33 protein-coding genes are annotated in these 24,861 nt (G+C 63.6%); all 33 read left to right on the top strand.

Annotated features, from left to right (window positions below):
- Positions 1–32: 32 nt before the first annotated feature.
- Complete coding sequence (gene rpoC / locus ACP2AH_RS02065) at positions 33–4,223, top strand: DNA-directed RNA polymerase subunit beta' (RefSeq protein ID WP_421697479.1); 4,191 nt, start codon at positions 33–35, stop codon at positions 4,221–4,223.
- A gap of 595 nt (positions 4,224–4,818) precedes the next feature.
- Positions 4,819–5,190, top strand: a complete 372-nt coding sequence (rpsL, locus tag ACP2AH_RS02060; RefSeq protein WP_018390597.1) for a 30S ribosomal protein S12 — start codon at positions 4,819–4,821, stop codon at positions 5,188–5,190.
- Positions 5,191–5,201: 11 nt separating this feature from the next.
- Positions 5,202–5,672 carry a 30S ribosomal protein S7 gene (rpsG, locus tag ACP2AH_RS02055; protein WP_425104277.1) on the top strand — a complete coding sequence of 157 codons (471 nt, stop codon included), beginning with the start codon at positions 5,202–5,204 and terminating at the stop codon, positions 5,670–5,672.
- Between the two features lie 27 nt (positions 5,673–5,699).
- Positions 5,700–7,775, top strand: a complete 2,076-nt coding sequence (gene fusA, locus ACP2AH_RS02050; protein ID WP_425104276.1) for an elongation factor G — start codon at positions 5,700–5,702, stop codon at positions 7,773–7,775.
- A 62-nt stretch (positions 7,776–7,837) separates the two neighbouring features.
- The gene (tuf, locus tag ACP2AH_RS02045; RefSeq protein ID WP_244376921.1) at positions 7,838–9,028 is read left to right on the top strand and encodes an elongation factor Tu; all 1,191 of its coding nucleotides are present in this window, start codon (positions 7,838–7,840) and stop codon (positions 9,026–9,028) included.
- Between the two features lie 97 nt (positions 9,029–9,125).
- Complete coding sequence (rpsJ, locus tag ACP2AH_RS02040) at positions 9,126–9,434, top strand: 30S ribosomal protein S10 (RefSeq protein ID WP_013166261.1); 309 nt, start codon at positions 9,126–9,128, stop codon at positions 9,432–9,434.
- Between the two features lie 22 nt (positions 9,435–9,456).
- Positions 9,457–10,206, top strand: a complete 750-nt coding sequence (gene rplC / locus ACP2AH_RS02035) for a 50S ribosomal protein L3 (protein WP_307017035.1) — start codon at positions 9,457–9,459, stop codon at positions 10,204–10,206.
- A complete protein-coding gene (gene rplD, locus ACP2AH_RS02030) occupies positions 10,206–10,826 on the top strand; it encodes a 50S ribosomal protein L4 (protein WP_425104275.1) in 621 nt (206 codons plus the stop codon). Before rplC ends, rplD begins: the two co-directional genes overlap by 1 nt.
- Entirely contained in the window at positions 10,823–11,119 is a 297-nt protein-coding gene (locus ACP2AH_RS02025) for a 50S ribosomal protein L23 (protein WP_244376918.1), read from the top strand. Before rplD ends, ACP2AH_RS02025 begins: the two co-directional genes overlap by 4 nt.
- Before the next feature lie 23 nt (positions 11,120–11,142).
- Entirely contained in the window at positions 11,143–11,976 is an 834-nt protein-coding gene (rplB, locus tag ACP2AH_RS02020; RefSeq protein WP_244376917.1) for a 50S ribosomal protein L2, read from the top strand.
- A gap of 17 nt (positions 11,977–11,993) precedes the next feature.
- On the top strand, positions 11,994–12,272 hold the full coding sequence (gene rpsS / locus ACP2AH_RS02015; RefSeq protein WP_131835104.1) for a 30S ribosomal protein S19: 279 nt from the start codon (positions 11,994–11,996) through the stop codon (positions 12,270–12,272).
- Between the two features lie 10 nt (positions 12,273–12,282).
- Positions 12,283–12,663: a 50S ribosomal protein L22 gene (rplV, locus tag ACP2AH_RS02010; RefSeq protein WP_018390605.1), complete on the top strand. Its 381-nt coding sequence runs from the start codon at positions 12,283–12,285 to the stop codon at positions 12,661–12,663.
- Positions 12,663–13,370 (top strand): 30S ribosomal protein S3, encoded by a 708-nt coding sequence (gene rpsC / locus ACP2AH_RS02005; RefSeq protein ID WP_244376916.1) that lies wholly within the window; start codon positions 12,663–12,665, stop codon positions 13,368–13,370. The genes rplV and rpsC overlap by 1 nt, the downstream gene beginning before the upstream one ends.
- A 30-nt stretch (positions 13,371–13,400) precedes the next feature.
- The gene (gene rplP, locus ACP2AH_RS02000; RefSeq protein ID WP_244376915.1) at positions 13,401–13,814 is read left to right on the top strand and encodes a 50S ribosomal protein L16; all 414 of its coding nucleotides are present in this window, start codon (positions 13,401–13,403) and stop codon (positions 13,812–13,814) included.
- An 11-nt stretch (positions 13,815–13,825) separates the two neighbouring features.
- Positions 13,826–14,035 carry a 50S ribosomal protein L29 gene (gene rpmC / locus ACP2AH_RS01995; RefSeq protein WP_244376914.1) on the top strand — a complete coding sequence of 70 codons (210 nt, stop codon included), beginning with the start codon at positions 13,826–13,828 and terminating at the stop codon, positions 14,033–14,035.
- A gap of 10 nt (positions 14,036–14,045) precedes the next feature.
- Positions 14,046–14,294 (top strand): 30S ribosomal protein S17, encoded by a 249-nt coding sequence (gene rpsQ / locus ACP2AH_RS01990; RefSeq protein WP_244376913.1) that lies wholly within the window; start codon positions 14,046–14,048, stop codon positions 14,292–14,294.
- Between the two features lie 73 nt (positions 14,295–14,367).
- Positions 14,368–14,736 (top strand): 50S ribosomal protein L14, encoded by a 369-nt coding sequence (gene rplN / locus ACP2AH_RS01985; RefSeq protein WP_018390610.1) that lies wholly within the window; start codon positions 14,368–14,370, stop codon positions 14,734–14,736.
- Positions 14,736–15,053, top strand: a complete 318-nt coding sequence (gene rplX / locus ACP2AH_RS01980) for a 50S ribosomal protein L24 (protein WP_244376912.1) — start codon at positions 14,736–14,738, stop codon at positions 15,051–15,053. The genes rplN and rplX overlap by 1 nt, the downstream gene beginning before the upstream one ends.
- Entirely contained in the window at positions 15,046–15,603 is a 558-nt protein-coding gene (rplE, locus tag ACP2AH_RS01975) for a 50S ribosomal protein L5 (protein WP_421697481.1), read from the top strand. The genes rplX and rplE overlap by 8 nt, the downstream gene beginning before the upstream one ends.
- A gap of 58 nt (positions 15,604–15,661) precedes the next feature.
- A complete protein-coding gene (gene rpsN / locus ACP2AH_RS01970; protein WP_244376911.1) occupies positions 15,662–15,967 on the top strand; it encodes a 30S ribosomal protein S14 in 306 nt (101 codons plus the stop codon).
- A gap of 13 nt (positions 15,968–15,980) precedes the next feature.
- Positions 15,981–16,379, top strand: a complete 399-nt coding sequence (gene rpsH / locus ACP2AH_RS01965) for a 30S ribosomal protein S8 (RefSeq protein ID WP_244376910.1) — start codon at positions 15,981–15,983, stop codon at positions 16,377–16,379.
- Between the two features lie 20 nt (positions 16,380–16,399).
- Positions 16,400–16,933, top strand: coding sequence for a 50S ribosomal protein L6 (rplF, locus tag ACP2AH_RS01960; protein WP_244376909.1), 534 nt, complete (start codon positions 16,400–16,402; stop codon positions 16,931–16,933).
- A gap of 12 nt (positions 16,934–16,945) precedes the next feature.
- On the top strand, positions 16,946–17,308 hold the full coding sequence (gene rplR, locus ACP2AH_RS01955; RefSeq protein ID WP_244376908.1) for a 50S ribosomal protein L18: 363 nt from the start codon (positions 16,946–16,948) through the stop codon (positions 17,306–17,308).
- A 40-nt stretch (positions 17,309–17,348) separates the two neighbouring features.
- Positions 17,349–17,900 carry a 30S ribosomal protein S5 gene (rpsE, locus tag ACP2AH_RS01950; protein ID WP_013166279.1) on the top strand — a complete coding sequence of 184 codons (552 nt, stop codon included), beginning with the start codon at positions 17,349–17,351 and terminating at the stop codon, positions 17,898–17,900.
- A 25-nt stretch (positions 17,901–17,925) separates the two neighbouring features.
- Complete coding sequence (gene rpmD, locus ACP2AH_RS01945) at positions 17,926–18,117, top strand: 50S ribosomal protein L30 (RefSeq protein ID WP_018390618.1); 192 nt, start codon at positions 17,926–17,928, stop codon at positions 18,115–18,117.
- A gap of 21 nt (positions 18,118–18,138) precedes the next feature.
- Positions 18,139–18,630: a 50S ribosomal protein L15 gene (rplO, locus tag ACP2AH_RS01940; RefSeq protein WP_244376907.1), complete on the top strand. Its 492-nt coding sequence runs from the start codon at positions 18,139–18,141 to the stop codon at positions 18,628–18,630.
- A 55-nt stretch (positions 18,631–18,685) separates the two neighbouring features.
- Entirely contained in the window at positions 18,686–20,017 is a 1,332-nt protein-coding gene (gene secY, locus ACP2AH_RS01935; protein WP_425104274.1) for a preprotein translocase subunit SecY, read from the top strand.
- On the top strand, positions 20,014–20,598 hold the full coding sequence (locus ACP2AH_RS01930) for an adenylate kinase (protein ID WP_244376905.1): 585 nt from the start codon (positions 20,014–20,016) through the stop codon (positions 20,596–20,598). Before secY ends, ACP2AH_RS01930 begins: the two co-directional genes overlap by 4 nt.
- A gap of 186 nt (positions 20,599–20,784) precedes the next feature.
- Positions 20,785–21,153 carry a 30S ribosomal protein S13 gene (gene rpsM, locus ACP2AH_RS01925; RefSeq protein ID WP_244376904.1) on the top strand — a complete coding sequence of 123 codons (369 nt, stop codon included), beginning with the start codon at positions 20,785–20,787 and terminating at the stop codon, positions 21,151–21,153.
- Positions 21,154–21,269: 116 nt separating this feature from the next.
- The gene (gene rpsK / locus ACP2AH_RS01920) at positions 21,270–21,659 is read left to right on the top strand and encodes a 30S ribosomal protein S11 (RefSeq protein ID WP_018390623.1); all 390 of its coding nucleotides are present in this window, start codon (positions 21,270–21,272) and stop codon (positions 21,657–21,659) included.
- A 123-nt stretch (positions 21,660–21,782) separates the two neighbouring features.
- Entirely contained in the window at positions 21,783–22,799 is a 1,017-nt protein-coding gene (locus ACP2AH_RS01915) for a DNA-directed RNA polymerase subunit alpha (RefSeq protein WP_307017049.1), read from the top strand.
- A 72-nt stretch (positions 22,800–22,871) separates the two neighbouring features.
- Positions 22,872–23,300, top strand: coding sequence for a 50S ribosomal protein L17 (gene rplQ / locus ACP2AH_RS01910; RefSeq protein WP_244376902.1), 429 nt, complete (start codon positions 22,872–22,874; stop codon positions 23,298–23,300).
- Between the two features lie 130 nt (positions 23,301–23,430).
- Positions 23,431–24,858 (top strand): DegQ family serine endoprotease, encoded by a 1,428-nt coding sequence (locus ACP2AH_RS01905; RefSeq protein ID WP_425104273.1) that lies wholly within the window; start codon positions 23,431–23,433, stop codon positions 24,856–24,858.
- The last annotated feature ends 3 nt before the right edge of the window (positions 24,859–24,861 follow it).

The raw sequence follows: 24,861 nt of genomic DNA, 5'->3' as shown, positions 1-24,861 counted from the left end.
GCGGAGGCGGGGTCCAGCCGAAGGAGACGGCGATGAATCAAGAGGTCATGAATCTCTTCAACCCGGCGGCGCCGGCGCCGACTTTCGATCAGATCAAGATCTCGATCGCGAGTCCGGAGAAGATCCTGTCGTGGTCCTTCGGCGAGATCAAGAAGCCCGAAACGATCAACTACCGCACGTTCAAGCCTGAGCGTGACGGCTTGTTCTGCGCGCGCATTTTCGGTCCTATCAAGGACTATGAGTGCCTGTGCGGCAAGTACAAGCGCATGAAGTACAAGGGCATCATCTGCGAGAAGTGCGGCGTGGAAGTCACGCTGTCGCGCGTGCGCCGTGAGCGCATGGGCCACATCGAGCTTGCCGCCCCCGTCGCGCATATCTGGTTCCTGAAGTCGCTGCCGAGCCGCATCGGCCTGCTGCTCGACATGACCCTCAAGGACCTCGAGCGGATCCTGTATTTCGAATACTACTGCGTCATCGAGCCCGGCCTCACCCCGCTGAAGGAGCGTCAGCTCCTCTCGGAAGAGGACTATCTGCGCGCGCAGGAAGAGTATGGCGACGACTCGTTCACGGCCCTGATCGGCGCCGAGGCGATCCGCGAGATTCTGCGTGGCATGGATCTGGAGAAGATCGCCGGCAATCTGCGCAAGGAGATCGCCGAGGCTACCACCGAGCTGAAGCCGAAGAAGCTGGCCAAGCGTCTGAAGATCGTCGAGGCCTTCCAGGAATCCGGCAACAAGCCGGAGTGGATGATCCTGACGCATGTGCCGGTGATCCCGCCGGACCTGCGCCCGCTCGTCCCGCTGGACGGCGGCCGCTTCGCCACGTCCGACCTCAACGACCTCTACCGCCGCGTCATCAACCGCAACAATCGTCTCAAGCGGCTGATCGAGCTGAAGGCGCCGGACATCATCATCCGCAACGAGAAGCGCATGCTTCAGGAAGCGGTCGATGCGCTGTTCGATAACGGCCGCCGCGGCCGCGTCATCACCGGTGCCAATAAGCGCCCGCTGAAGTCGCTCGCCGATATGCTGAAGGGCAAGCAGGGACGGTTCCGCCAGAACCTGCTCGGCAAGCGCGTCGACTATTCCGGCCGTTCGGTGATCGTCGTCGGTCCCGAGCTGAAGCTGCACCAGTGCGGCCTGCCGAAGAAGATGGCGCTGGAGCTGTTCAAGCCCTTCATCTATTCGCGTCTCGACGCGAAGGGCCTGTCCGCGACCGTGAAGCAGGCGAAGAAGCTGGTCGAGAAGGAGCGTCCCGAGGTGTGGGACATCCTCGACGAGGTGATCCGCGAGCACCCGGTAATGCTGAACCGTGCGCCGACCCTGCATCGCCTGGGCATCCAGGCGTTCGAGCCGGTGCTGATCGAAGGCAAGGCGATCCAGCTGCACCCGCTGGTCTGCTCGGCCTTCAACGCGGACTTCGACGGCGACCAGATGGCGGTGCACGTGCCCCTGTCCATCGAGGCGCAGTTGGAAGCGCGCGTGCTGATGATGTCGACCAACAACATCCTGCACCCCGCGAACGGCGCGCCGATCATCGTGCCGTCGCAGGACATCGTTCTCGGCCTCTACTATCTCACCATGATGCGCGAGGGTGAGCCCGGTGAGGGCATGGCTTTCGCCAATATGGGCGAGATCGACCACGCGCTGGCGGCCAAGGCCATTACCCTGCACACCAAGGTGCGCGGACGGTATATCGGCGTCGACGAGGACGGCAATCCGGCCCCGAAGATCTACGAGACCACCCCGGGCCGCATGAAGCTCGGCGAACTCCTGCCGAAGAACCCGAAGACCCCCTTCGACGTCGTCAACAAGCTGATGACCAAGAAGGAAATCTCGAACATGATCGACACCGTCTACCGCCACTGCGGTCAGAAGGAGACGGTCATCTTCTGCGACCGCATCATGACGCTCGGCTTCTCTAACGCCTTCCGCGCCGGCATTTCGTTCGGCAAGGACGACATGGTGGTGCCGTCCAAGAAGTGGGACATGGTCGAAGAGACCCGTGCGCTCACCAAGGAATATGAGCAGCAGTACAATGACGGCCTGATCACCCAGGGCGAAAAGTACAACAAGGTCGTCGATGCGTGGGGCAAGTGCTCCGCCCGCCTCGCCGATGAGATGATGGCCGAAATTTCGGCGGTGAAGAAGGACCCGGTGACGGGTCGCGAGAAGCAGATCAACTCGATCTACATGATGGCGCATTCCGGCGCGCGTGGTTCGCGCGAGCAGATGCGTCAGCTGGCCGCCATGCGCGGCCTGATGGCGAAGCCGTCGGGTGAGATCATCGAGACGCCGATCATCTCGAACTTCAAGGAAGGCCTCTCCGTGCTCGAGTACTTCAACTCGACCCACGGTGCCCGTAAGGGTCTGGCTGACACCGCGCTGAAGACCGCCAACTCGGGCTACCTGACCCGTCGTCTTGTTGACGTGGCTCAGGACAGCATCATCACCCTGCGTGATTGCGGCACCACCAACGGTATCGCGATGCGCGCCATCATCGACGCGGGCAACATCGTCGCCACGCTCGGCTCGCGTGTTCTGGGCCGCACCGCGGCCGAAGACGTGATCGAGGGCGCGACCGGCAATGTGATCGTGCCGGCTGGCCACATGATGGACGAGGCGGATGTCGAGCGCATCTCGAAGGCCGGCGTGCAGGAGATCAAGATCCGCTCCGTGCTGACCTGCGAGGCCAAGAATGGCGTCTGCGGGACCTGCTACGGGCGTGACCTGGCGCGCGGCACGCCTGTCAACATGGGCGAGGCGGTCGGCGTCATCGCGGCCCAGTCGATCGGCGAGCCGGGTACGCAGCTCACCATGCGTACCTTCCACATCGGTGGCGCGGCGCAGCTGTCCGAACAGTCCTTCATCGAGGCCTCCTTCGAGGGCACGGTGAAGATTCGCAACCGCAACGTTGTGCGGAACTCCGATGGCGAACTGATCGCGATGAGCCGCAACCTTTCGGTCCTGATCGTCGATCACGACGGTTCGGAAAAGGCGGCGCACCGCATCCAGTTCGGCGCCAAGCTGAAGGTGGATGATGGTGACGCCATCAAGCGCGGCCAGCGCATCGCCGAGTGGGACCCGTACACCCGCCCGATCCTCACCGAGGTCGAGGGTATCGTGGGTTACGAGGATCTGGTCGAAGGCGCCTCGCTCAGCGAGACGGTCGACGAATCGACTGGTATCGCCAAGCGTGTCGTTACCGACTGGCGCACCGGGCGTGGTTCGGAACTGCGTCCGTCGCTGGTGGTGAAGGGTGCGGATGGCAAGGTGCTGAAGCTGCAGCGCGGCGGCGATGCCCGCTACACGCTGCCGGTGGACGCGATCCTTTCCGCCGATCCCGGCTCGACCATCAAGGCGGGTGACGTGCTGGCGCGTGTGCCGATGGAGTCGGCCAAGACCCGCGACATCACGGGCGGCCTGCCGCGCGTGGCGGAGCTGTTCGAGGCCCGTCGTCCGAAGGATGCGGCGATCATCGCCGAAATCTCGGGCACGATCCGCTTCGGCAAGGACTACAAGAACAAGCGCCGCGTGAGCATCGAGCCGCAGGATTCGAACGACGATACCGCCGAGTACCTGATCCCGAAGGGCAAGCACATCCACCTGCAGGATGGCGACCTCGTCGAGAAGGGGGACTTCATCGTCGACGGCAACCCGGCGCCGCACGACATTCTGGCGATCAAGGGCGTCGAGGAACTCGCGGCCTATCTCGTGAACGAGATCCAGGAGGTCTACCGGCTGCAGGGCGTGCTCATCAACGACAAGCACATCGAGGTGATCGTTCGCCAGATGCTGCAGAAGGTTGAGATCGACGACGCCGGGGAGAGCGACCTGCTGACCAATGAGCAGATCGACGCCTCGGAGTTGAACGAGATCAATGAGCGGCTGATCGCCGAGGGCAAGAAGCCCGCGTCCGGTCACCCGGTCCTGCTCGGCATCACCAAGGCGAGCCTGCAGACGCGCTCCTTCATCTCGGCCGCCTCCTTCCAGGAGACGACCCGCGTGCTCACCGAGGCGGCGGTCAACGGCAAGTCCGATGACCTCGCCGGTCTCAAGGAGAACGTCATCGTCGGCCGCCTCATCCCGGCGGGCACCGGCGCACAGATGGCGAAGCTCCGTGTGACGGCTACCACCCGCGACGACTTGATCGCCGCGCAGAACGAGCAGGACGGCGTTGCCTCAAACGCGCCGCGCCTCGAAGGTCCCGCTGCCGCCGAGTGATCGCTCCGGCAAAACCTGCCAGAATCGAAAGGCCGCCCCTCGCAGGGCGGCCTTTTTCGTGGAATCGGGAATCGCGAGTGCGGTGCACGAGCCGGCCGCATGGTGTCGCGATTCTCCTAACGGGGATCACTGTCAGCGACGTAAATGCGAGCATCTTTGTTGCGTGGCGGCCGTCATGGATGAAATCTAACGACGCCAACGCCTCGCACGGGGCTGTGAGCGGCCAAACTCGCGGTTAAGGGTTGACGAACGGCGAGTCGCCGCGTAGAAGGCGCGTACTTTCACGGCAGGCGGTTGATGTTGCCGCGTTCGGACACCCTGTCTGGACACAGAACGTCAAGACGCTGCCGGAACGCACGCACGACCAAATCCGGCGCATGACCGCGCAACTGGCAGCTTTAAACGCTGTCGCGTGGTCCTCTGAACGTACAGCGCCCTCGGCCAGATCCTGGCCGGCGGCGCTTCTTTCGTTCGCAGATAGCTCGGTATGTGCTGACTGTTCCGATCCGTCGAGAGAAGAATGCGGTTGTGGCCGCGGAAATTGGGTTAGCGCGGGACATTCCTGTTCCAGCGCAGCGAGACGAAGGCGAGACACGTGCCGACGATCAACCAGCTGATCCGCAAGCCGCGGGAAGCCCAGAAGGCCCGGAACAAGGTTCCGGCGCTGCAGGCCAGCCCGCAGAAGCGCGGCGTTTGCACCCGCGTCTATACGACGACCCCGAAGAAGCCGAACTCGGCGCTTCGTAAGGTCGCGAAGGTTCGTTTGACCAATGGCTACGAAGTCATCGGTTACATCCCCGGCGAGGGGCATAACCTGCAGGAACACTCCGTGGTGATGATCCGCGGCGGCCGCGTCAAGGATCTTCCTGGCGTGCGCTATCACATCCTGCGCGGCGTGCTCGATACGCAGGGCGTCAAGAACCGCAAGCAGCGCCGGTCGAAGTACGGCGCCAAGCGGCCGAAGTGAGGATTTGAGCGATGTCCCGTCGTCATCGTGCAGAGCGCCGTGAAGTCACTCCCGATCCGAAGTTCGGGTCGGAAGTGCTGAGCCGCTTCATGAACGCCGTCATGTATGACGGCAAGAAGTCGGTCGCCGAGGCGATCGTGTACGGCGCGCTCGACCTCGTCGAGACCCGTGCCAAGTCGGAGCCGCTGGGTGTGTTCACCCAGGCGCTCGACAATGTGAGCCCGGCCATCGAGGTGCGCTCCCGCCGTGTCGGCGGCGCGACCTACCAGGTGCCGGTCGAGGTGCGCCCCGAGCGTCGTCAGGCTCTTGCGATTCGCTGGCTGATCATTGCTGCCCGCGCCCGCAACGAGAAGACGATGGTGGAGCGCCTGTCGGGCGAACTGCTCGACGCCTCGAACAATCGCGGCACCGCCGTGAAGAAACGTGAAGACACGCACCGCATGGCGGAGGCCAACCGGGCCTTCTCTCACTATCGCTGGTGATGACGAGAGCCGGTACGAGGATCTGATATGTCGCGCACGCACGCTATCGAAGACTACCGCAACTTCGGCATCATGGCCCACATTGATGCCGGCAAGACCACCACGACCGAACGGATCCTCTATTACACCGGCAAGAGCCACAAGATCGGCGAAGTCCATGATGGCGCCGCCACGATGGACTGGATGACCCAGGAGCAGGAGCGCGGCATCACGATTACGTCGGCCGCGACGACTGCTTTCTGGCATGGCAAGCGCCTGAACATCATCGACACCCCCGGCCACGTCGACTTCACCATTGAAGTCGAGCGTTCGCTGCGTGTGCTCGATGGCGCCGTGTGCGTTCTCGACGGCAACCAGGGCGTGGAGCCCCAGACCGAGACGGTCTGGCGCCAGGCCGACAAGTACAACGTCCCGCGCATCGTGTTCGTCAACAAGATGGACAAGACCGGCGCCGACTTCTTCCGCTGCGTCGAGATGATTATCGACCGCGTGGACGGCAAGCCGGTCTGCTGCCAGCTGCCGATCGGTTCCGAGAACAACTTCAAGGGCATCATTGACCTCGTCCGCATGAAGGCGGTCGTGTGGGACAATGAGGAGCTCGGCGCGAAGTATCACGACGAAGAGATCCCGGCCGAGCTGCTCGATCAGGCCGTCGAATATCGCGGCAAGCTGCTCGAAGCGGCTGTCGAGCTCGATGACGACGTCCTGTCCGCCTATCTCGAAGGCGTCGAGCCCGATGAAGCCACCCTGAAGGGTCTGATCCGGAAGGCCGTCATTGGGCGCGTGTTCAACCCGGTGTTCTGCGGCTCGGCGTTCAAGAACAAGGGCGTGCAGCCCCTGCTCGACGCGGTGTGCGACTTCCTGCCGTCGCCGATCGACCGTGGCGCCATCAAGGGCATCGATTTCGATACCGAGGAAGAGACCGTCCGCAACCCGAGCGATTCCGACCCGCTGTCGGTCCTCGCGTTCAAGATCATGGACGACCCCTTCGTCGGCACCATCACCTTCTGCCGCGTTTATTCGGGCAAGCTCGAGACCGGTATGGGCCTCCTGAACTCGACCCGCGACAAGAAGGAGCGTGTCGGTCGCATGCTGCTCATGCATGCGAACAACCGCGAGGACATCAAGGAGGCCTATGCGGGCGACATCGTCGCTCTTGCCGGCCTCAAGGAAGTCCGCACCGGCGACACGCTGTGCGACCCGGCCAAGCCTGTCATCCTTGAGAAGATGGAGTTCCCCGAGCCGGTCATCGAGATCGCGATCGAGCCGAAGTCCAAGGCCGACCAGGAAAAGCTGGGCCTCGCTCTCGCGAAGCTCGCCGCTGAGGATCCGTCCTTCCGCGTGTCGACCGACTTCGAGAGCGGCCAGACCATCCTCAAGGGGATGGGCGAACTGCACCTCGACATCAAGGTCGATATCCTGAAGCGTACCTATAAGGTCGACGCCAATATCGGCGCGCCGCAGGTCGCTTATCGCGAGACGATCACCCGCAAGACCGAAGTCGACTACACCCACAAGAAGCAGACCGGCGGTACCGGTCAGTTTGCCCGGGTGAAGTTCGTGGTCGAGCCGAACGAAGTCGGCAAGGGCTTCGCATTCGAGAGCAAGATCATCGGCGGCGCGGTGCCGAAGGAGTACATCCCCGGCGTCACCAAGGGTCTGGAAAGCGTGCTCGGTTCGGGCGTGCTGGCCGGCTTCCCGGTGGTGGACGTCAAGGTCGACCTGATCGACGGCGCCTATCACGAAGTCGACTCGTCGGCCCTTGCCTTCGAAATCGCCTCGCGTGCCGCTTTCCGTGAAGCCCTGCAGAAGGGCGGTGCGGTGCTGCTGGAGCCGATCATGAAGGTCGAGGTCGTGACCCCGGAAGACTACACCGGTTCGGTCATCGGCGACCTCAACTCCCGTCGTGGCCAGATCCAGGGCCAGGACATGCGTGGCAATGCGAACGTCGTCAACGCGATGGTGCCGCTCGCCAACATGTTCGGCTACGTCAACACGCTCCGGTCCTTCTCGCAGGGCCGCGCTACCTTCACCATGCAGTTCGACCACTACGAGCAGGTGCCGTCGAACGTCGCTCAGGAAGTTCAGGCCAAGTACGCGTGAGCGTCGGCCTGAGTTTCTGAAGCGATTTCGTATCAACATCGATAAGACCGACGGAGAGCCCCGTGGCCAAAGAGAAGTTCAACCGTTCGAAGCCTCACTGCAACATCGGGACGATTGGCCATGTTGACCATGGCAAGACGTCTCTGACGGCAGCGATCACGAAGGTTCTTGCGGAGACGGGCGGCGCGACGTTCACGGCGTACGACCAGATCGACAAGGCGCCGGAAGAGAAGGCGCGCGGCATCACGATCTCGACCGCTCACGTTGAGTACGAGACGACGAACCGCCACTACGCGCATGTCGACTGCCCCGGCCACGCCGACTATGTGAAGAACATGATCACGGGCGCGGCGCAGATGGACGGCGCTATCCTGGTTGTTTCGGCGGCGGACGGCCCGATGCCGCAGACCCGCGAGCACATCCTTCTGGCGCGTCAGGTCGGCGTTCCGGCTCTGGTGGTGTTCCTCAACAAGTGCGACATGGTCGACGACGAGGAGCTGCTTGAGCTGGTGGAGCTCGAGGTTCGCGAGCTTCTGTCGAAGTACGACTTCCCGGGCGACGACATTCCGATCATCCGTGGCTCGGCGCTTGTGGCGCTCGAGAACGGCGATGCCAAGCTCGGCCGCGACGCCATCCTGAAGCTGATGGAGTCGGTGGACGCCTACATCCCGCAGCCGGAGCGTCCGGTTGACCTGCCGTTCCTGATGCCGATCGAAGACGTGTTCTCGATCTCGGGCCGCGGCACGGTGGTGACCGGTCGCGTCGAGCGCGGCGTGATCAAGGTCGGCGAGGAAGTCGAGATCGTCGGCATCCGCCCGACGGTGAAGACGACGGTGACGGGCGTGGAAATGTTCCGCAAGCTGCTCGACCAGGGCCAGGCCGGCGACAACGTCGGTATCCTTGTCCGCGGCACGAAGCGTGAGGACGTCGAGCGCGGCCAGGTCGTGTGCAAGCCGGGTTCGGTGAAGCCGCACACGAAGTTCAAGGCCGAGGCCTACATCCTGACGAAGGAAGAGGGCGGCCGCCACACGCCGTTCTTCACCAACTACCGTCCGCAGTTCTATTTCCGCACGACGGACGTGACGGGCATCGTGACCCTGCCGGAAGGCACGGAAATGGTGATGCCGGGCGACAACATCACGGTTGACGTGGCGCTGATCGTTCCGATCGCGATGGAAGAGAAGCTGCGCTTCGCCATCCGCGAAGGCGGCCGCACCGTCGGCGCCGGCGTCGTCGCCTCCATCATCGAGTGACATCGACAATCCCGAGGGGCGCGGGAACGCCTGCGCCCCTTTTTCGTGGAGCTCGTTACTGAGCCCGACTGACGAGCCCTCTGGGAGCCTGAAGTCAATGAACGGCCAAAATATTCGGATCCGCCTCAAGGCGTTCGATCACCGCATCCTGGATGCCTCGACGCGCGAAATCGTTTCGACGGCCAAGCGCACGGGCGCCCAGGTTCGCGGGCCTATTCCGCTTCCGACGCGGATCGAAAAGTTCACGGTCAATCGTTCTCCCCACGTGGACAAGAAGTCCCGTGAGCAGTTCGAGATGCGGACACACAAGCGTCTGCTGGACATAGTCGACCCGACCCCCCAGACGGTGGACGCGCTGATGAAGCTCGACCTCGCCGCGGGTGTCGACGTCGAGATCAAGCTCTGAGAGAAGGCGAAGGGACACGGCCATGCGGTCAGGCGTCATCGCCCAGAAGGTCGGCATGACCCGCATCTTTAACGATGCAGGTGAACATGTTCCGGTCACTGTGCTGAAAGTCGATAATTGCCAGGTGGTTGCCCACCGTACGCTCGAGAAGAACGGCTACACGGCCGTGCAGCTCGGCGTCGGCCAGGCGAAGCCGCAGAACACCACCCGCGCTCTGCGCGGCCACTTCGCCGTGGCGAAGGTTGAGCCGAAGCGCAAGATGGCGGAATTCCGCGTCGAGGAAACCGACCTCATTCCGGTCGGCGCCGAACTGACCGTCGATCACTTCGTGGTCGGCCAGTTCGTCGACGTGACGGGCACCTCCATCGGCAAGGGCTTTGCCGGTGGTATGAAGCGCCACAATTTCGGTGGTCTTCGCGCCACCCACGGCGTGTCGGTTTCGCATCGTTCGATCGGTTCGACCGGTGGTCGTCAGGACCCCGGCAAGACCTTTAAGAACAAGAAGATGCCGGGCCACATGGGTCACGAGACGGTGACGACCCAGAACCTCAAGGTTGTGCTCACCGATGTGGAGCGCGGCCTGATCGCGGTCGAGGGTGCGGTTCCCGGCAACAAGGGTGGCTGGATCATCGTCGCTGACGCGGTGAAGAAGAAGCTGCCCGACGCCGCGCCGAAGCCGGGCAAGTTCCGTCTCCCTGGTGCGGAAGCATCGAGCGAGCCGGCGGCTGACGTTGCGCCCGCGACCGAGGCTGCGGCCGAGGAGAACGTGTGATGGAACTCGCCGTCAAGACTCTCGAAGGGGCCGAAGCCGGTTCCGTCACCCTGTCGGACGAGATTTTCGGTCTCGAGCCGCGCCAGGACATCCTGCACCGCTGCGTGGTGTGGCAGCTGTCGCGCCGTCAGGCCGGCACCCACCAGACCCTCTCGCGCGCTGACGTCAACCGCACCAAGCGGAAGATGTACAAGCAGAAGGGCACCGGCGGCGCTCGCCACGGTGCGGCTTCCGCGCCGCAGTTCCGCGGCGGCGCCAAGGCGTTCGGTCCGGTCTCTCGCAGCCATGCGAGCGACCTGCCGAAGAAGGTGCGTGCGCTCGCTCTGCGGCATGCTCTGTCGTCGAAGGCCAAGGACCAGCAGATCCTCGTCCTCGATGACGCCGTGCTGTCCGAGCCCAAGACCAAGCTGCTCAAGGAGCGGCTGGCGGGCCTCGGCCTGTCGAGCGCCCTGGTCGTGTCCGGCGCCGAGGTGGATGCCAATTTCGGCCTCGCCTCGCGCAATGTCACCCATCTCGACGTGCTGCCCGTTCAGGGCATCAACGTCTACGACATCCTGCGCCGTCAGACCCTGGTGCTGACGAAGGCGGCTGTCGACGCTCTGGAGGCGCGCTTCAAATGAGTCTCGATCCGCGCCACTACGACGTGATCGTGTCCCCGGTGATCACCGAGAAGGCCACGATGGCGTCCGAGCACAACAAGGTCGTCTTCAAGGTTGCTCTGACGGCTACCAAGCCGCAGATCAAGGAAGCGGTCGAGAAGCTCTTCGACGTGAAGGTCGAGAGCGTCAACACGCTGGTCCGCAAGGGGAAGACGAAGTTCTTCAAGGGCCGCAAGGGCGTGCAGAGCGACGTGAAGAAGGCGGTCGTGACCCTCGCCGAGGGGCACTCCATCGACATCACGACGGGTCTGTGAGCCGGAATTAAGGGACCAGAGACATGGCGCTCAAAACCTTCAAGCCGGTAACGCCGAGCCTCCGCCAGCTGGTGATCGTCGACCGCTCCGCCCTGTACAAGGGCAAGCCGGTCAAGACGCTGACCGAGGGCAAGTCGGAGGCGGGCGGCCGCAACAACACCGGCCGGGTGACCGTGCGCTTCCGTGGCGGCGGGCACAAGCAGGCCTATCGCCTCGTCGACTTCAAGCGCACCAAGCGCGATGTGGCGGCGACGGTGGAGCGGATCGAGTACGATCCCAACCGCACGGCCTTTATCGCCCTCATCAAGTATGAGGACGGTGAGCTCAACTACATCCTGGCGCCGCAGCGCCTCGCGGTTGGCGATCAGGTGATCGCCTCCAAGAGCGTGGACGTGAAGCCGGGCAACGCGGCTCCGCTCGGCAACCTGCCGGTGGGCACGATCGTGCACAACATCGAGCTGAAGATCGGCAAGGGCGGCCAGATTGCCCGTTCCGCCGGCTCCTATGCGCAGATCGTCGGTCGCGATCAGGGCTACGTCATCGTTCGCCTCAATTCGGGTGAGCAGCGGCTGGTCCATGGCGAGTGCATGGGTACGGTCGGCGCCGTGTCGAACCCGGACCACATGAACACCAATCTCGGCAAGGCTGGCCGCAAGCGCTGGCTGGGCCGTCGTCCGCACAACCGTGGTGTCACCATGAACCCGGTCGATCACCCGCATGGTGGCGGCGAAGGCCGTACCTCGGGTGGACGTCATCCGGTCACGCCCTGGGGTTTCCCCACCAAGGGCAAGAAGACCCGGAAGAACAAGTCGACCACCAAGTTCATCGTGTCCAGCCGGCACGCCCGCAAGAAGTGAGCGAGGGAAACTGAACTATGTCTCGATCGGTCTGGAAAGGTCCGTTCGTCGACGGCTACCTCCTCAAGAAGGCGGATGCCGCGCGCACCTCGGGTCGTCACGACGTCATCAAGATTTGGAGCCGCCGTTCCACCATCCTCCCGCAGTTCGTGGGGATCACGTTCGGCGTCTATAACGGCAACAAGCACGTCCCGGTTTCGGTTTCCGAGGACATGGTGGGCCACAAGTTCGGCGAGTTCGCCCCGACCCGTACCTATTACGGGCATGCGGCGGACAAGAAAGCCAAGCGGAAGTAGAGGCAGGGTCATGGGAAAGGCAGCTCGTCCGCGCACGCTCGCGGATACGGAAGCCAAGGCGGTTGCGCGTAACCTTCGCGTCAGCCCCCAGAAGCTCAACCTCGTCGCCGGTCTCATCCGGGGCAAGAAGGTCGCGACCGCTCTGGCCGATCTTCAGTTCTCGCGCAAGCGGATCGCCGGCGACGTGAAGAAGTGCCTGGAGTCGGCCATCGCCAATGCCGAGAACAATCATGAGCTCGATGTCGACGATCTGATCGTCGCCGAGGCGCATGTCGGCAAGGGTCTGGTCATGAAGCGCTTCGCGGCCCGCGCCCGTGGCCGTGCGAGCCGGATCGAAAAGCCGTTCTCGCATATCACCATCGTGGTGCGTGAAGTCGAGGAGAAGGCCTGATGGGTCAGAAGGTCAACCCGGTCGGGCTCCGGCTCGGCATCAACCGCACCTGGGACTCGCGCTGGTTCGCGGGCAAGGGCGAGTACGGCCAGCTGCTTCACGAGGACATCAAGATCCGTGAAGCGCTGCAGAAGCTTCTCAAGCAGGCCGCGGTCTCCAAGATCGTGATCGAGCGTCCGCACAAGAAGTGCCGCGTCACCATCCACTCGGCTCGTCCGGGCGTGGTGATCGGCAAGAAGGGCGCGGACATCGACAAGCTGCGCAAGAAGGTCGCCGAGATGACGAACTCGGAGGTGTTCATCAACATCGTCGAGATTCGGAAGCCGGAAATCGATGCGCGCCTCGTCGCTGAGTCGATTGCCCAGCAGCTTGAGCGCCGTGTGGCATTCCGCCGCGCCATGAAGCGCGCCGTCCAGTCGGCGATGCGTTTGGGCGCGGAAGGTATTCGTATCAACTGCTCCGGCCGCCTCGGCGGCGCGGAAATCGCGCGCCTCGAATGGTATCGTGAAGGGCGCGTGCCGCTTCACACCTTGCGCGCGGACGTGGATTACGGTACGGCCACCGCCTTCACGACCTACGGCACCTGCGGTGTCAAGGTCTGGATCTTCAAGGGCGAGATCCTGGAGCACGATCCGATGGCGCAGGACAAGCGCCAGGCGGAAGGTGATTCCTCGGGTGGTCGCCCGTCGCGTCGCGACGCGGCGTGAGCAGATTGATAAAGGAATAAGAGGCGCGACATGCTGCAACCAAAGCGCACGAAGTTCCGCAAGCAGTTCAAAGGCCGTATTCACGGCGTTGCGAAGGGCGGGACTGACCTCAATTTCGGCCAGTTCGGGCTGAAGGCCATGGAGCCGGAACGCGTTACCGCGCGTCAGATCGAAGCCGCGCGTCGCGCGCTCACCCGTCACATGAAGCGTGCGGGCCGGGTGTGGATTCGCGTTTTCCCCGACGTGCCGGTGTCTTCGAAGCCGACCGAAGTCCGCATGGGTAAGGGTAAGGGCGCGCCCGACTATTGGGCCGCCAAGATCAAGCCCGGCCGCATCATGTTCGAGATCGATGGCGTGAGCCAGGATATCGCCCGTGAGGCGCTTCGGCTGGCCGCTGCGAAGCTGCCGATCAAGACGCGTTTCGTCGAGCGCATCGCTGAGTGACGGAGGAACAGATGACGAAGGCTTCCGACATTCGGACGAAGACCGCCGACGAGCTGCAGGACCAGCTGCTGGGCCTTAAGAAGGAGCAGTTCAACCTGCGCTTCCAGAAGGCAACCGGCCAGCTCGAAAACACGGCGCGGGTGCGTCAGATCCGTCGCGACATCGCGCGGGTCAAGACGATCCAGGCGCAGAAGGCCGCATCCGCGGCCAAGGCTAAGTGAGGAGAGGGCGATGCCGAAGCGTTTGCTGCAGGGCGTCGTGGTGAGCGACAAGCAGGACAAGACCGTCGTGGTCCGGGTCGAGCGCCGTTTCACCCATCCGCTGCTGAAGAAGACCGTCCGCCGTTCCAAGAAGTACCACGCCCATGACGAGGCGAACGCTTGGAAGGAAGGCGACACCGTCTGGATCGAGGAGCACCGCCCCTTGTCCAAGCTCAAGAACTGGATCGTGGTCCAGGGCGAGAAGCGGGCTGAAGTCTGAGCGCCCGGAAACGGGATTGAGGGGCGCGCGCCGGTGACGGCTGCGCGCGGTTTTTGCGAGAAATAGGTGCGTCATGATCCAGATGCAGACCAATCTCGACGTGGCGGACAATTCCGGTGCGCGTCGCGTCATGTGCATCAAGGTGCTTGGCGGTTCGAAGCGCAAGTATGCCCATGTCGGTGACATCATCGTGGTGTCGGTGAAGGAAGCTATCCCGCGCGGCCGCGTGAAAAAGGGCGACGTGATGAAGGCGGTTGTGGTTCGCACCGCCAAGGACATCCGTCGCGTCGATGGTTCGGTGATCCGCTTCGACCGCAATGCGGCCGTGCTGATCAACAACAACAAGGAGCCGGTCGGCACCCGCATCTTCGGGCCGGTCCCGCGCGAGCTCCGCGCCAAGAACCACATGAAGATCATCTCGCTGGCGCCGGAGGTGCTTTGATGGCCGCTAAGATCAAGAAGGGCGACAAGGTCGTCGTTCTCACCGGCCGCGACAAGGGTCGCACGGGCGAGGTTTTCGAGGTGCTGCCGAAGGAAGGCACCGCGCGCGTGCGCGGCGTCAACCTCGTGAAGCGGCACCAGCGGCAGAGCGCGAACCAGGAAGGCGGGATCATCTCCAAGGAGGCCCCGCTCAACCTGTCGAACATCGCGCTCGCCGATCCGAAGGATGGCAAGCCGACTCGCGTCGGTTTCCTTGTGCAGGCGGACGGCACCAAGGTGCGCGTCGCCAAGCGCTCGGGGGAGAAGATCGATGGCTGAGACCAGCTACAGCCCGCGGATGAAGGCCTTCTATGAGGCTGTCGTCCGTCAGAAGATGATCGAGCAGTTCGGCTACAAGAACCCCATGGAAGTACCGACGATCGAGAAGATCGTCATCAACATGGGTGTTGGTGAGGCCACTGCCGACACCAAGAAGGTGCAGACCGCTGCCGGGGACCTCGCGCTGATCGCCGGCCAGAAGCCGGTCGTCACCCGTGCCCGCAAGGCGATCTCGAACTTCAAGCTGCGTGAGAACCAGCCGGTCGGCGCGAAGGTTACGCTTCGCAAGACCCGCATGTTCGAATTCGTCGACCGCCTGGTGAATATCGCCCTGCCGCGCGTCCGCGACTTCCGTGGCCTGAACCCGAAGAGCTTCGACGGTCGTGGCAACTACGCCATGGGCATCAAGGAGCATATCGTGTTCCCCGAGATCAACTACGACAAGGTTGATCAGATGTGGGGCATGGACATCATCGTCTGCACGACGGCGAAGACGGACGAAGAGGCGCGCGCGCTTCTGAAGGCCTTCAACTTTCCGTTCCGTCAGTAAGCATCCCCTTCCGGCTGTGGGGCGGAGCCCCAAACGCGGAGACTAGGAGCAAGATCATATGGCCAAGAAGAGCTCGGTCGAAAAGAACGAACACCGCCGCAAGCTCGTGAAGAGCTATGCCGGCCGGCGTTCGCGTCTGAAGGCCCTGGTGAGCAACAAGGAACTGCCGATCGAGGAGCGCTTCGCCGCGGTTCTCAAGCTGGCGGAACTGCCGCGCAATTCGGCGAAGGTGCGCATTCGCAATCGTTGCGAAGTCACCGGCCGCCCCCGCGCCTATTATCGCAAGCTGAAGATGAGCCGTATCGCCCTGCGCGAGCTCGGTTCCCAGGGCCAGATTCCTGGCCTCGTCAAGTCGAGCTGGTGAGGAGGGTCGATCCATGTCCACGACTGATCCGATCGGCGATCTGATTACCCGCATCCGCAACGCGCAGATGCGCCGCAAGGAGAAGATCTCCACGCCGGGTTCGCGTCTGCGCGCCAGCGTGCTTGAGGTTCTTGCGGCCGAAGGCTACATCCGCGGCTATTCGGCTTCCGAGCCGGTCAATGGCCGTACCGAGTTCGAGATCGAACTCAAGTACTTCGATGGCGAGCCGGTGATTCGCGAGATTTCGCGTGTCTCCAAGCCGGGTCGGCGGGTTTATTCGTCCGTTAAGACCCTTCCCCGCGTCGCCAACGGCCTTGGCGTCGCTGTCGTCTCCACGCCGCAGGGCGTGATGGCGGACCACGAAGCCCGCGAGAAGAACGTGGGCGGCGAGGTCCTCTTCACGGTCTTCTGATCGGGGAGGAGAGAGAGCACATGTCCAAGATCGGTAAAGCCCCCATCACCATTCCGGCCGGCGTCACGGCGTCGATCGATGGCCAGACGGTGAAGGTCAAGGGTCCCAAGGGGACGCTGGAGACCACCGTCGTCGACGAGATCTCGGTCAAGATGGAGGACGGGGCCATCCTGTTCGCCCTCAACGGCGAGACCAACCGCCACAAGGCGATGTGGGGTCTGTCCCGCACGCTCGTGGCCAATCTGGTCGAAGGCGTGACCAAGGGCTTCGAGAAGAAGCTCGAGATCAGCGGCGTCGGCTATCGCGCGGCCGTGCAGGGCAAGAGCCTGAGCCTGGCGCTCGGCTTCAGCCATGACGTCAACTATCCGATCCCGGAAGGGATTCAGATCGTGACGCCGAAGCCGACCGAGATCGTCATCAGCGGCATCGACCGTCAGCAGGTCGGCCAGGTCGCTGCCGAGATTCGCGACTATCGCGGTCCCGAGCCCTACAAGGGCAAGGGCGTGAAGTACGCGGGTGAGTTCATCTTCCGCAAGGAAGGCAAGAAGAAGTAACGGACCCGAACCATGGCACAGTACAAGGACGCTACCGAGCGCCGTAAGGCGCGTGTCCGTCGTGCTCTCCGCACGACGGCGAACGGGCGGCCGCGCCTCTCGGTGCATCGCTCGTCGAAGCACATCTATGCGCAGATCATTGACGATGCGCGTGGCGTGACGCTTGCGTCCGCCTCCACGCTCGAGAAGACCCTGCGGGAAAGCCTCAAGACCGGCGCGGATATCGCGGCGGCCCAGGCGATCGGCAAGCTCGTGGCGGAACGCGCCGTCGCAGCCGGTGTGAAGGACGTGGTCTTCGACCGCGGCGCCTTCATCTATCACGGCCGCGTCAAGGCGCTCGCCGAGTCCGCCCGCGAGGGCGGTCTCAACTTCTGAGATCACGAGCGGGATCCCCCGCAGAACGAAGGATATGATCATGGCTCGTGAACGTGAGCGTGAACGCGAGGATCGCGACAACACGTTCGTGGACAAGCTGGTCCACATCAACCGTGTCGCGAAGGTTGTGAAGGGTGGCCGTCGCTTCGGCTTTGCCGCTCTTGTGGTTGTCGGCGACCAGAAGGGTCGCGTCGGTTTCGGTCACGGTAAGGCCCGTGAAGTGCCGGAAGCGATCCGCAAGGCGACGGAAGCCGCCAAGCGTGCGCTGATCCGCGTGCCGCTGCGCGAAGGCCGTACGCTGCATCATGACGTGCATGGCCATCACGGCGCCGGCAAGGTGATCCTGCGCGCGGCTCCGGCTGGTACCGGCATCATCGCCGGCGGCCCGATGCGCGCGGTGTTCGAGACGCTTGGCATGCAGGACGTGGTGGCGAAGTCGTTCGGCTCGTCCAACCCGTACAACATGGTCCGTGCGACCTTCGAGGCCCTGAAGAACCAGGACAGCCCGCGTCTCGTCGCGGCGCGTCGTAGCCTCAAGGTGTCGCAGCTTCAGTCGCGCCGTCGTGTTGACGACGCTGAAGCGACCGACTGACGCCTGAGAGGTAGGGAAGCTAATCATGGCGAACAGCACCAATACGGTCACGGTCGAACAGACCGGCAGCCCGATCCGCCGCCCCGAGGCTCAGCGCGCGACGCTGATCGGTCTCGGCCTCAACAAGCTCGGGCGTCGCTCGACGCTTGAAGACACCCCGGCCGTGCGTGGCATGATCTACAAGGTCCGCCACCTCGTCCGCGTCGTCGAAGCGTGACGGCGCTGTAGGAGACTGGCGATGAGCAGCCTTAACGAGATCAAGGACAATTCCGGCGCGCGCAAGAAGCGTATGCGCGTCGGCCGCGGCATCGGTTCGGGCAAGGGCAAGACCGCGGGTCGCGGCGTGAAGGGTCAGACCTCGCGCACCGGCGTCGCGATCAAGGGCTTCGAGGGCGGCCAGATGCCGATCCATCGTCGTCTGCCCAAGCGCGGCTTCACGAACATCTTCGCGCTGGACTGGAACGAGGTGTCTCTCGGCCGCATCCAGACCGCGATTGACGCCGGCAAGCTGGATGGCAAGGCGACCATCACTCAGGCGTCGCTCGTCGAAGCCGGCGTTCTGCGCCGCGCCAAGGACGGCGTGCGCGTGCTGGGTTCCGGCGAACTGACCGCCAAGGTCACGCTGGAAGTTGCCCACGCCACCAAGTCTGCGGTGGAAGCGATCGAGAAGGCCGGCGGCCAGGTGACGCTGCTTGCGTCCAAGGCCGAGGCTGGCGAGACGGCGGCCTGACGCTTAAGTCAGGCCGTACTAAACTTACAGGGCACAGACGAGGAGCGGAGCCACCATGGCCTCGGCAGCAGAACAGCTCGCGGCAAACCTCAACTTCGGTGCTCTGGCAAAAGCCGACGAACTGAAGAAGCGCATCTGGTTCACCCTGGGTGCGCTTCTCGTTTATCGGCTGGGCACCTACATTCCGATGCCGGGGATCAATCCCGACGCGCTCGCCGACGTGTTTCGTACGGCGCAGCAGGGCATCATCGGCCTCTTCAACATGTTCTCGGGCGGCGCCGTCTCGCGCATGGCGATTTTTGCCCTGAACATCATGCCGTACATCTCCGCCTCCATCATCATTCAGCTGCTGACCACCGTCTCGCCGACGCTGGAAGCGCTGAAGAAGGAGGGCGAGTCCGGCCGCAAGATGATCAATCAGTACACCCGTTACCTGACGGTGGTGCTCGCGGTCTTCCAGTCCTATGGCATCGCCGTCGGCCTTGAAGGATCCGGAGCCGTCGTCTCGGATCCGGGCTGGTTCTTCCGCATTTCGACTGTCGTCACGCTGACCGGCGGCACGATGTTCCTGATGTGGCTCGGCGAGCAGATCACCTCGCGCGGCATTGGCAACGGCATCTCGCTCATCATCTTCGCCGGCATCGTGGCGGAACTGCCCTCGGCGATCGCCAACACGCTCGAGCTGGGTCGGCAGGGGGCGCTGTCCACCGGCATCATCCTCGCTGTGATCCTGATGGCCGCTGGGATCATCATGTTCATCGTGTTCATGGAGCGGGCCCAGCGCCGGTTGCTGATCCAGTACCCCAAGCGCCAGGTCGGCAATAAGGTGTATGAGGGTCAGTCCTCGCACCTGCCGCTGAAGCTGAACACGTCGGGCGTGATTCCTCCGATTTTCGCCTCTTCACTGCTGCTGATCCCGACCACGGTTGCGAGCTTCATGCAGAACTCGGGCCCGGCGTGGCTGACGACGGTGACCACGTTGATCGGACACGGGCAGCCGCTTTTCATGCTGCTCTATGTGCTACTGATCGTGTTCTTCTGCTTCTTCTACACCGCGATCGTGTTCAACCCGACCGAGACGGCGGACAATCTGAAGAAGCATGGCGGCTTCATTCCGGGCATCCGCCCGGGCGAGCGGACTGCCGAGTACATCGACTATGTGCTGACTCGCATCACGGTCATCGGTGCGGCTTACCTTGCGATTGTGTGCCTCTTCCCGGAGATTCTCATCTCCTACGCCGCGGTCCCTTTCTACTTCGGCGGAACCTCGCTGCTGATCGTGGTCAGCGTGACGATGGATACGGTGGCCCAGGTTCAGGGTCATTTGCTGGCGCATCAATATGAGGGGCTGGTCAAGAAGGCCAAGCTCAGGGGGAAGCGCCGATGAGGCTTATACTGCTCGGACCTCCGGGCGCGGGGAAGGGCACCCAAGCGCAGCGACTGGTGGCGCGGCACGGTATCGTGCAGCTTTCGACCGGCGACATGCTGCGCGAGGCGGTTCGTAATGAGACGCCGATCGGCCTGAAGGCCAAGGCGGTGATGGACGCCGGGAACTTGGTCTCGGACGAGATCGTGATCGGCATCATCTCTGATCGGATCGATCAGGCGGATTGCGCCAAGGGGTTCATCCTCGACGGCTTTCCGCGCACTGTCGCACAGGCTGAGGCTCTCGACCGCATTCTGGCGGAGAAGGGCCTGAAGCTCGACGCGGTGATCGAACTGAAGGTTGACCAGACCAAGCTGGTCGACCGGATCGTCCAGCGCGCCAAGGAGACGGCGGCGCGCGGCGAGCCGGTTCGTAAGGACGACGATCCGGAAGTCTTCAAGACCCGGCTCGAGGCCTTCAATCGCGATACCGCGGTCGTCGCTCCCTACTATGCCGAGCGCGGCATGCTAGCGACCATCGACGGGATGAAGCCGATTGACGAGGTCACCAAGGCGATTGCCGACGTCCTCGAATTGGCGTGAGGTTTTTGCGCGGCTTGACATCAGAGCGGAATCGCTCTATGTGCCGCGCTTCACTCAAGCGGGTGCCGCCGATCGACATCACGTCGCGGATGTCGGGCGGCCTCGTGCGTATCTCCGCAAGGGCCGGCCTCCACCGGCGCGGAGCATTGTCATCACCGGTTCGCCGGTCCACATGGAGAGAGCGACGTGGCTCGTATTGCAGGCGTTAACATCCCGACCAACAAGCGCGTCATCATTGCGCTTCAGTACATTCACGGCATCGGCGCCAAGAACGCAGCCGATATCGTTGAGAAGGTCGGCATTCCCCTCGACCGTCGCGTGAACCAGCTCACCGACCAGGAAGTGCTGCAGATCCGCGAGACCATCGATCGCGATTATCTCGTCGAGGGCGATCTGCGCCGCGAAGTGTCGATGAACATCAAGCGTCTGATGGACCTTGGCTGCTATCGTGGCCTGCGCCATCGGCGCGGCCTGCCTGTGCGCGGTCAGCGGACCCACACCAATGCCCGCACCCGCAAGGGTCCGGCCAAGGCGATCGCCGGCAAGAAGAAGTGAGGGGAGCGGGCGCGAGCCCGCTTTTCCGCGCCGGCGCCGCGTGCGGCCGGCGCATTCGTTTCCACTGATGTCCCGAGCGCCTGGAATGACGGGCGCGCCCGAAGGATCCAAAGTCTATGGCTAAAGAAGCTGCCCGCATTAAGCGCCGTGAGCGCAAGAACATTGCTTCCGGCGTTGCGCATGTGAATGCGTCGTTCAACAACACCATGATCACCATCACCGACGCGCAAGGCAACACCATTGCCTGGTCGTCGGCGGGCGCCATGGGCTTCAAGGGGTCGCGTAAGTCCACGCCGTATGCGGCGCAGGTTGCGGCCGAGGATTGCGCCCGCAAGGCGGCCGATCACGGCATGCGCACCATCGAGGTCGAAGTTTCCGGTCCCGGTTCGGGGCGCGAGTCGGCGCTGCGGGCTTTCCAGGCGGCGGGTTTCACCGTGACGTCGATCCGCGACGTGACGCCGATCCCGCACAATGGCTGCCGTCCGCGCAAGCGTCGGCGCGTCTGACGCCTAATCATCCAGCGGCGCCTCGGGCGCCGCAGGGGCCGCTGCTTCGGGCCTTCCCTTCGCCGCTGAGGGGATGTTGCCGGGCAGGGAGTCCGGGGCACCGTCGAAACCAAGGGTGACGTCGTGATTCAAAAGAACTGGCAAGAGCTGATCAAGCCCGAGAAGCTTGAAGTCTCGCTCGGCAGCGACCCGAAGCGCCTGGCGACTGTCGTCGCCGAGCCGCTCGAGCGCGGCTTCGGGCAGACGCTCGGCAATGCGCTGCGCCGCATCCTGCTGTCGTCGCTCCAGGGCGCTGCGGTGACGTCCGTGCATATTGATGGGGTGCTGCACGAGTTCTCGTCGATCCCGGGCGTGCGTGAGGACGTGACGGACATCGTCCTGAACATCAAGGACATTGCCATCAAGATGGCTGGCGATGGCCCCAAGCGCATGGTCGTGAAGAAGCAGGGTCCGGGCGTCGTCACCGCTGGCGACATCCAGACCGTGGGCGATGTGCAGGTGCTGAACCCCGAGCTCGTGCTGTGCACGCTCGACGACGGCGCCGAAATCCGCATGGAATTCACCGTCGATACCGGCAAGGGCTATGTGGCGGCCGACCGCAACCGTCCCGAGGACGCGCCGATCGGCCTCATCCCCGTCGATAGCCTCTATTCGCCGGTCAAGAAGGTCTCCTACAAGGTCGAGAACACCCGCGAGGGCCAGATTCTCGACTATGACAAGCTGACCCTGACCATCGAGACCAACGGCTCGGTCGGTCCGGAGGATGCGCTCGCCTATGCCGCGCGCATTCTGCAGGACCAGCTGGAAATCTTCGTCAACTTCGAAGAGCCGAAGCGCGAAACGGAAAGCCCTGTTATGCAGGAGCTGCCTTTCAACCCGGCGCTGCTCAAGAAGGTGGACGAGCTGGAGCTCTCGGTGCGTTCGGCGAACTGCCTGAAGAACGACAACATCGTCTATATCGGCGACCTGATCCAGAAGACCGAGGCGGAGATGCTCCGTACCCCGAACTTCGGCCGCAAGTCGCTGAACGAGATCAAGGAAGTGCTCGCCAGCATGGGCCTGCATCTCGGCATGGAAGTGCCGGGCTGGCCGCCGGAGAACATCGAGGATCTCGCCAAGCGGTTCGAAGATCATTATTGAGCATTGAGCGCGGCGTTCGAGCCGTCATCCGTATCTCCCGGCTCGAAAGCCGCCGCATTTAGGAATTTTGCCATGAACCACGGCAAGACGTATCGTAAGTTCAACCGCACCGCCGAGCACCGCAAGGCGATGTTTGCCAATATGGCGCAGGCGCTCATCACCCATGAGCAGATCGTCACCACTCTGCCGAAGGCGAAGGATCTTCGCCCGGTGGTGGAGAAGCTGATCACCCTCGGCAAGCGGGGCGGCCTGCACGCCCGCCGTCAGGCGATCGCCGAAGTCCGCGACGTCGCGGTCGTCCGCAAGCTGTTCGACGTGATTGGGCCGCGCTACAAGGAGCGCAATGGCGGTTACACCCGCATCATCAAGGCGGGCTTCCGCCATGGCGATTCGGCGGCCATTGCTGTGATCGAGCTGGTCGATCGCGACGAGTCGGCCAAGGGCGCTGCCGATCTGGCCCGCCACGAGGCGGCCAAGGCGGCGGAAGCCGCTGCTGCCTGAGCGGCAAGCTTCGACATTGAATGCGGAAAGGGGCGGCTTGACCGCCCCTTTTCCTTTTTGGTGATGCGTGGGGATGGCGAAGGGGCCGCTGCCCTTTCTCCGCCGCAGGGCGAGGGTTATATCTGGCGCCATGAAACGGATCGCTCTTCTCGTCGCTTCCACTCTCCTCGTCACCCCCGCTTTGGCGCAGGCACCGGCTGCCGGCGGTCCGCGCGTGCCGGCGTCTCGGGCGGAGATCGGCCTGAGCTTTGCGCCGGTGGTGGCGCGCACCGCGCCAGCCATCGTCAATGTCTATGCGCAGAAGACGGCGCCGCGGAACAACCCACTGCTCGACGACCCCTTCTTCCGCCGCTTCTTCGGCGATCGGGGCTCGCCGGATGTGCCCGGCTTCGACCGGCGCCGTGAGCGTGTCGAGCAGTCGCTCGGCTCCGGGGTGTTGGTGGATCGGTCGGGAATCGTCGTCACCAACAACCATGTCATCGACGGCGCCGACGAAATTCGCATCGCGCTGTCGGACAAGCGCGAGTTCGATGCCGAAGTGGTGCTGCGTGATGCCCGCACCGATATCGCCATTCTTCAGATCAAGGGTGGCAAGGGCGACTTCCCGTCGGCGACTCTCGGCTCGTCTGATGACCTTCAGGTGGGCGACATCGTCCTTGCGATCGGCAATCCGTTCGGGGTGGGGCAGACGGTGACCCAGGGCATTGTCTCTGCGCTGTCCCGCACCCAACGCGGGATCACCGATTATGGCTTCTTCATCCAAACCGACGCGGCGATCAATCCGGGTAACTCCGGCGGCGCGCTGGTGGACGGCGCGGGCCGTGTAGTCGGCATCAATACGGCGATCTTCTCGCGATCGGGCGGGTCGCAGGGCATCGGTTTCGCCATTCCCGCCGATATGGTGCGGGTTGTGCTGCAATCGGCGCTTTCAGGTAGCAAGGTGGTGCGCCGGCCGTGGCTGGGAGCGGACCTACAGCAGGTTACGCCCGACATCGCCGAGGGGCTCGACGTGACACGGCCAACCGGCGCGTTGGTGCAGAGCGTTTTCCCCGGCAGTCCGGCCGAGAAGGCCGGGCTGCGGGCGGGCGATCTCATCGTTGCCGTCGCAGGTCAGGAGGTGGACGATCCCGACGCCTTCGGCTTCCGCTTCGCCACCCGTCCGCTTGGCGGTTCGGTCGACCTTGGCATCGTCCGCCAAGGCAAGCCGGCGGCACTGAAGGTGGCGCTGGAAACTGCGCCGGAGACGGTTCCGCGCGATGAAATCACGCTCACCGGGCGCTCGCCGCTCGCAGGGGCGAAGGTCGTCAACGTCTCGCCGGCGGTGATGGAGGAAATGCGCACGCTGGATGTCACCAAGGGCGTCGTCATTGTGGCGGTTGAAGAAGGCTCGCCGGCCGAGCGGACCAGTTTCCGCGTCGGCGATGTCATCATGGACATCAATGGTACCGCCATCACGACCACGGCCGATTTGCAGCGGATCACCCGCACACCGGTCCGCGCGTGGCGCGTGACCCTGCAGCGCGGCGGGCGGGTCATCTCCGCCCTGCTGCCGGGCTGAGGC

Source organism: Ancylobacter sp. (genome assembly GCF_965249975.1).
Lineage (GTDB): Bacteria > Pseudomonadota > Alphaproteobacteria > Rhizobiales > Xanthobacteraceae > Ancylobacter.
The sequence above is the reverse complement of the archived record's forward strand: the minus strand, read 5'-3'. Positions and strand labels throughout refer to the sequence as shown.

Coding starts and splice junctions, on each gene's coding strand:
- rpsG (WP_425104277.1), top strand. CDS start 5,202: ATGTCCCGTCGTCATCGTGCAGAGCGCCGTGAAGTCACTCCCGATCCG.
- rpmD (WP_018390618.1), top strand. CDS start 17,926: ATGGCGAACAGCACCAATACGGTCACGGTCGAACAGACCGGCAGCCCG.
- rplN (WP_018390610.1), top strand. CDS start 14,368: ATGATCCAGATGCAGACCAATCTCGACGTGGCGGACAATTCCGGTGCG.
- rplQ (WP_244376902.1), top strand. CDS start 22,872: ATGAACCACGGCAAGACGTATCGTAAGTTCAACCGCACCGCCGAGCAC.
- rplB (WP_244376917.1), top strand. CDS start 11,143: ATGGCGCTCAAAACCTTCAAGCCGGTAACGCCGAGCCTCCGCCAGCTG.
- rpmC (WP_244376914.1), top strand. CDS start 13,826: ATGACGAAGGCTTCCGACATTCGGACGAAGACCGCCGACGAGCTGCAG.
- rplF (WP_244376909.1), top strand. CDS start 16,400: ATGTCCAAGATCGGTAAAGCCCCCATCACCATTCCGGCCGGCGTCACG.
- secY (WP_425104274.1), top strand. CDS start 18,686: ATGGCCTCGGCAGCAGAACAGCTCGCGGCAAACCTCAACTTCGGTGCT.
- rpsK (WP_018390623.1), top strand. CDS start 21,270: ATGGCTAAAGAAGCTGCCCGCATTAAGCGCCGTGAGCGCAAGAACATT.
- ACP2AH_RS02025 (WP_244376918.1), top strand. CDS start 10,823: ATGAGTCTCGATCCGCGCCACTACGACGTGATCGTGTCCCCGGTGATC.
- rplP (WP_244376915.1), top strand. CDS start 13,401: ATGCTGCAACCAAAGCGCACGAAGTTCCGCAAGCAGTTCAAAGGCCGT.
- rpsC (WP_244376916.1), top strand. CDS start 12,663: ATGGGTCAGAAGGTCAACCCGGTCGGGCTCCGGCTCGGCATCAACCGC.
- rplV (WP_018390605.1), top strand. CDS start 12,283: ATGGGAAAGGCAGCTCGTCCGCGCACGCTCGCGGATACGGAAGCCAAG.
- rpoC (WP_421697479.1), top strand. CDS start 33: ATGAATCAAGAGGTCATGAATCTCTTCAACCCGGCGGCGCCGGCGCCG.
- rpsJ (WP_013166261.1), top strand. CDS start 9,126: ATGAACGGCCAAAATATTCGGATCCGCCTCAAGGCGTTCGATCACCGC.
- ACP2AH_RS01905 (WP_425104273.1), top strand. CDS start 23,431: ATGAAACGGATCGCTCTTCTCGTCGCTTCCACTCTCCTCGTCACCCCC.
- rplX (WP_244376912.1), top strand. CDS start 14,736: ATGGCCGCTAAGATCAAGAAGGGCGACAAGGTCGTCGTTCTCACCGGC.
- rplC (WP_307017035.1), top strand. CDS start 9,457: ATGCGGTCAGGCGTCATCGCCCAGAAGGTCGGCATGACCCGCATCTTT.
- rpsS (WP_131835104.1), top strand. CDS start 11,994: ATGTCTCGATCGGTCTGGAAAGGTCCGTTCGTCGACGGCTACCTCCTC.
- rpsQ (WP_244376913.1), top strand. CDS start 14,046: ATGCCGAAGCGTTTGCTGCAGGGCGTCGTGGTGAGCGACAAGCAGGAC.
- rplR (WP_244376908.1), top strand. CDS start 16,946: ATGGCACAGTACAAGGACGCTACCGAGCGCCGTAAGGCGCGTGTCCGT.
- rpsH (WP_244376910.1), top strand. CDS start 15,981: ATGTCCACGACTGATCCGATCGGCGATCTGATTACCCGCATCCGCAAC.
- rplE (WP_421697481.1), top strand. CDS start 15,046: ATGGCTGAGACCAGCTACAGCCCGCGGATGAAGGCCTTCTATGAGGCT.
- rplD (WP_425104275.1), top strand. CDS start 10,206: ATGGAACTCGCCGTCAAGACTCTCGAAGGGGCCGAAGCCGGTTCCGTC.
- rpsE (WP_013166279.1), top strand. CDS start 17,349: ATGGCTCGTGAACGTGAGCGTGAACGCGAGGATCGCGACAACACGTTC.
- rpsN (WP_244376911.1), top strand. CDS start 15,662: ATGGCCAAGAAGAGCTCGGTCGAAAAGAACGAACACCGCCGCAAGCTC.
- fusA (WP_425104276.1), top strand. CDS start 5,700: ATGTCGCGCACGCACGCTATCGAAGACTACCGCAACTTCGGCATCATG.
- rplO (WP_244376907.1), top strand. CDS start 18,139: ATGAGCAGCCTTAACGAGATCAAGGACAATTCCGGCGCGCGCAAGAAG.
- ACP2AH_RS01930 (WP_244376905.1), top strand. CDS start 20,014: ATGAGGCTTATACTGCTCGGACCTCCGGGCGCGGGGAAGGGCACCCAA.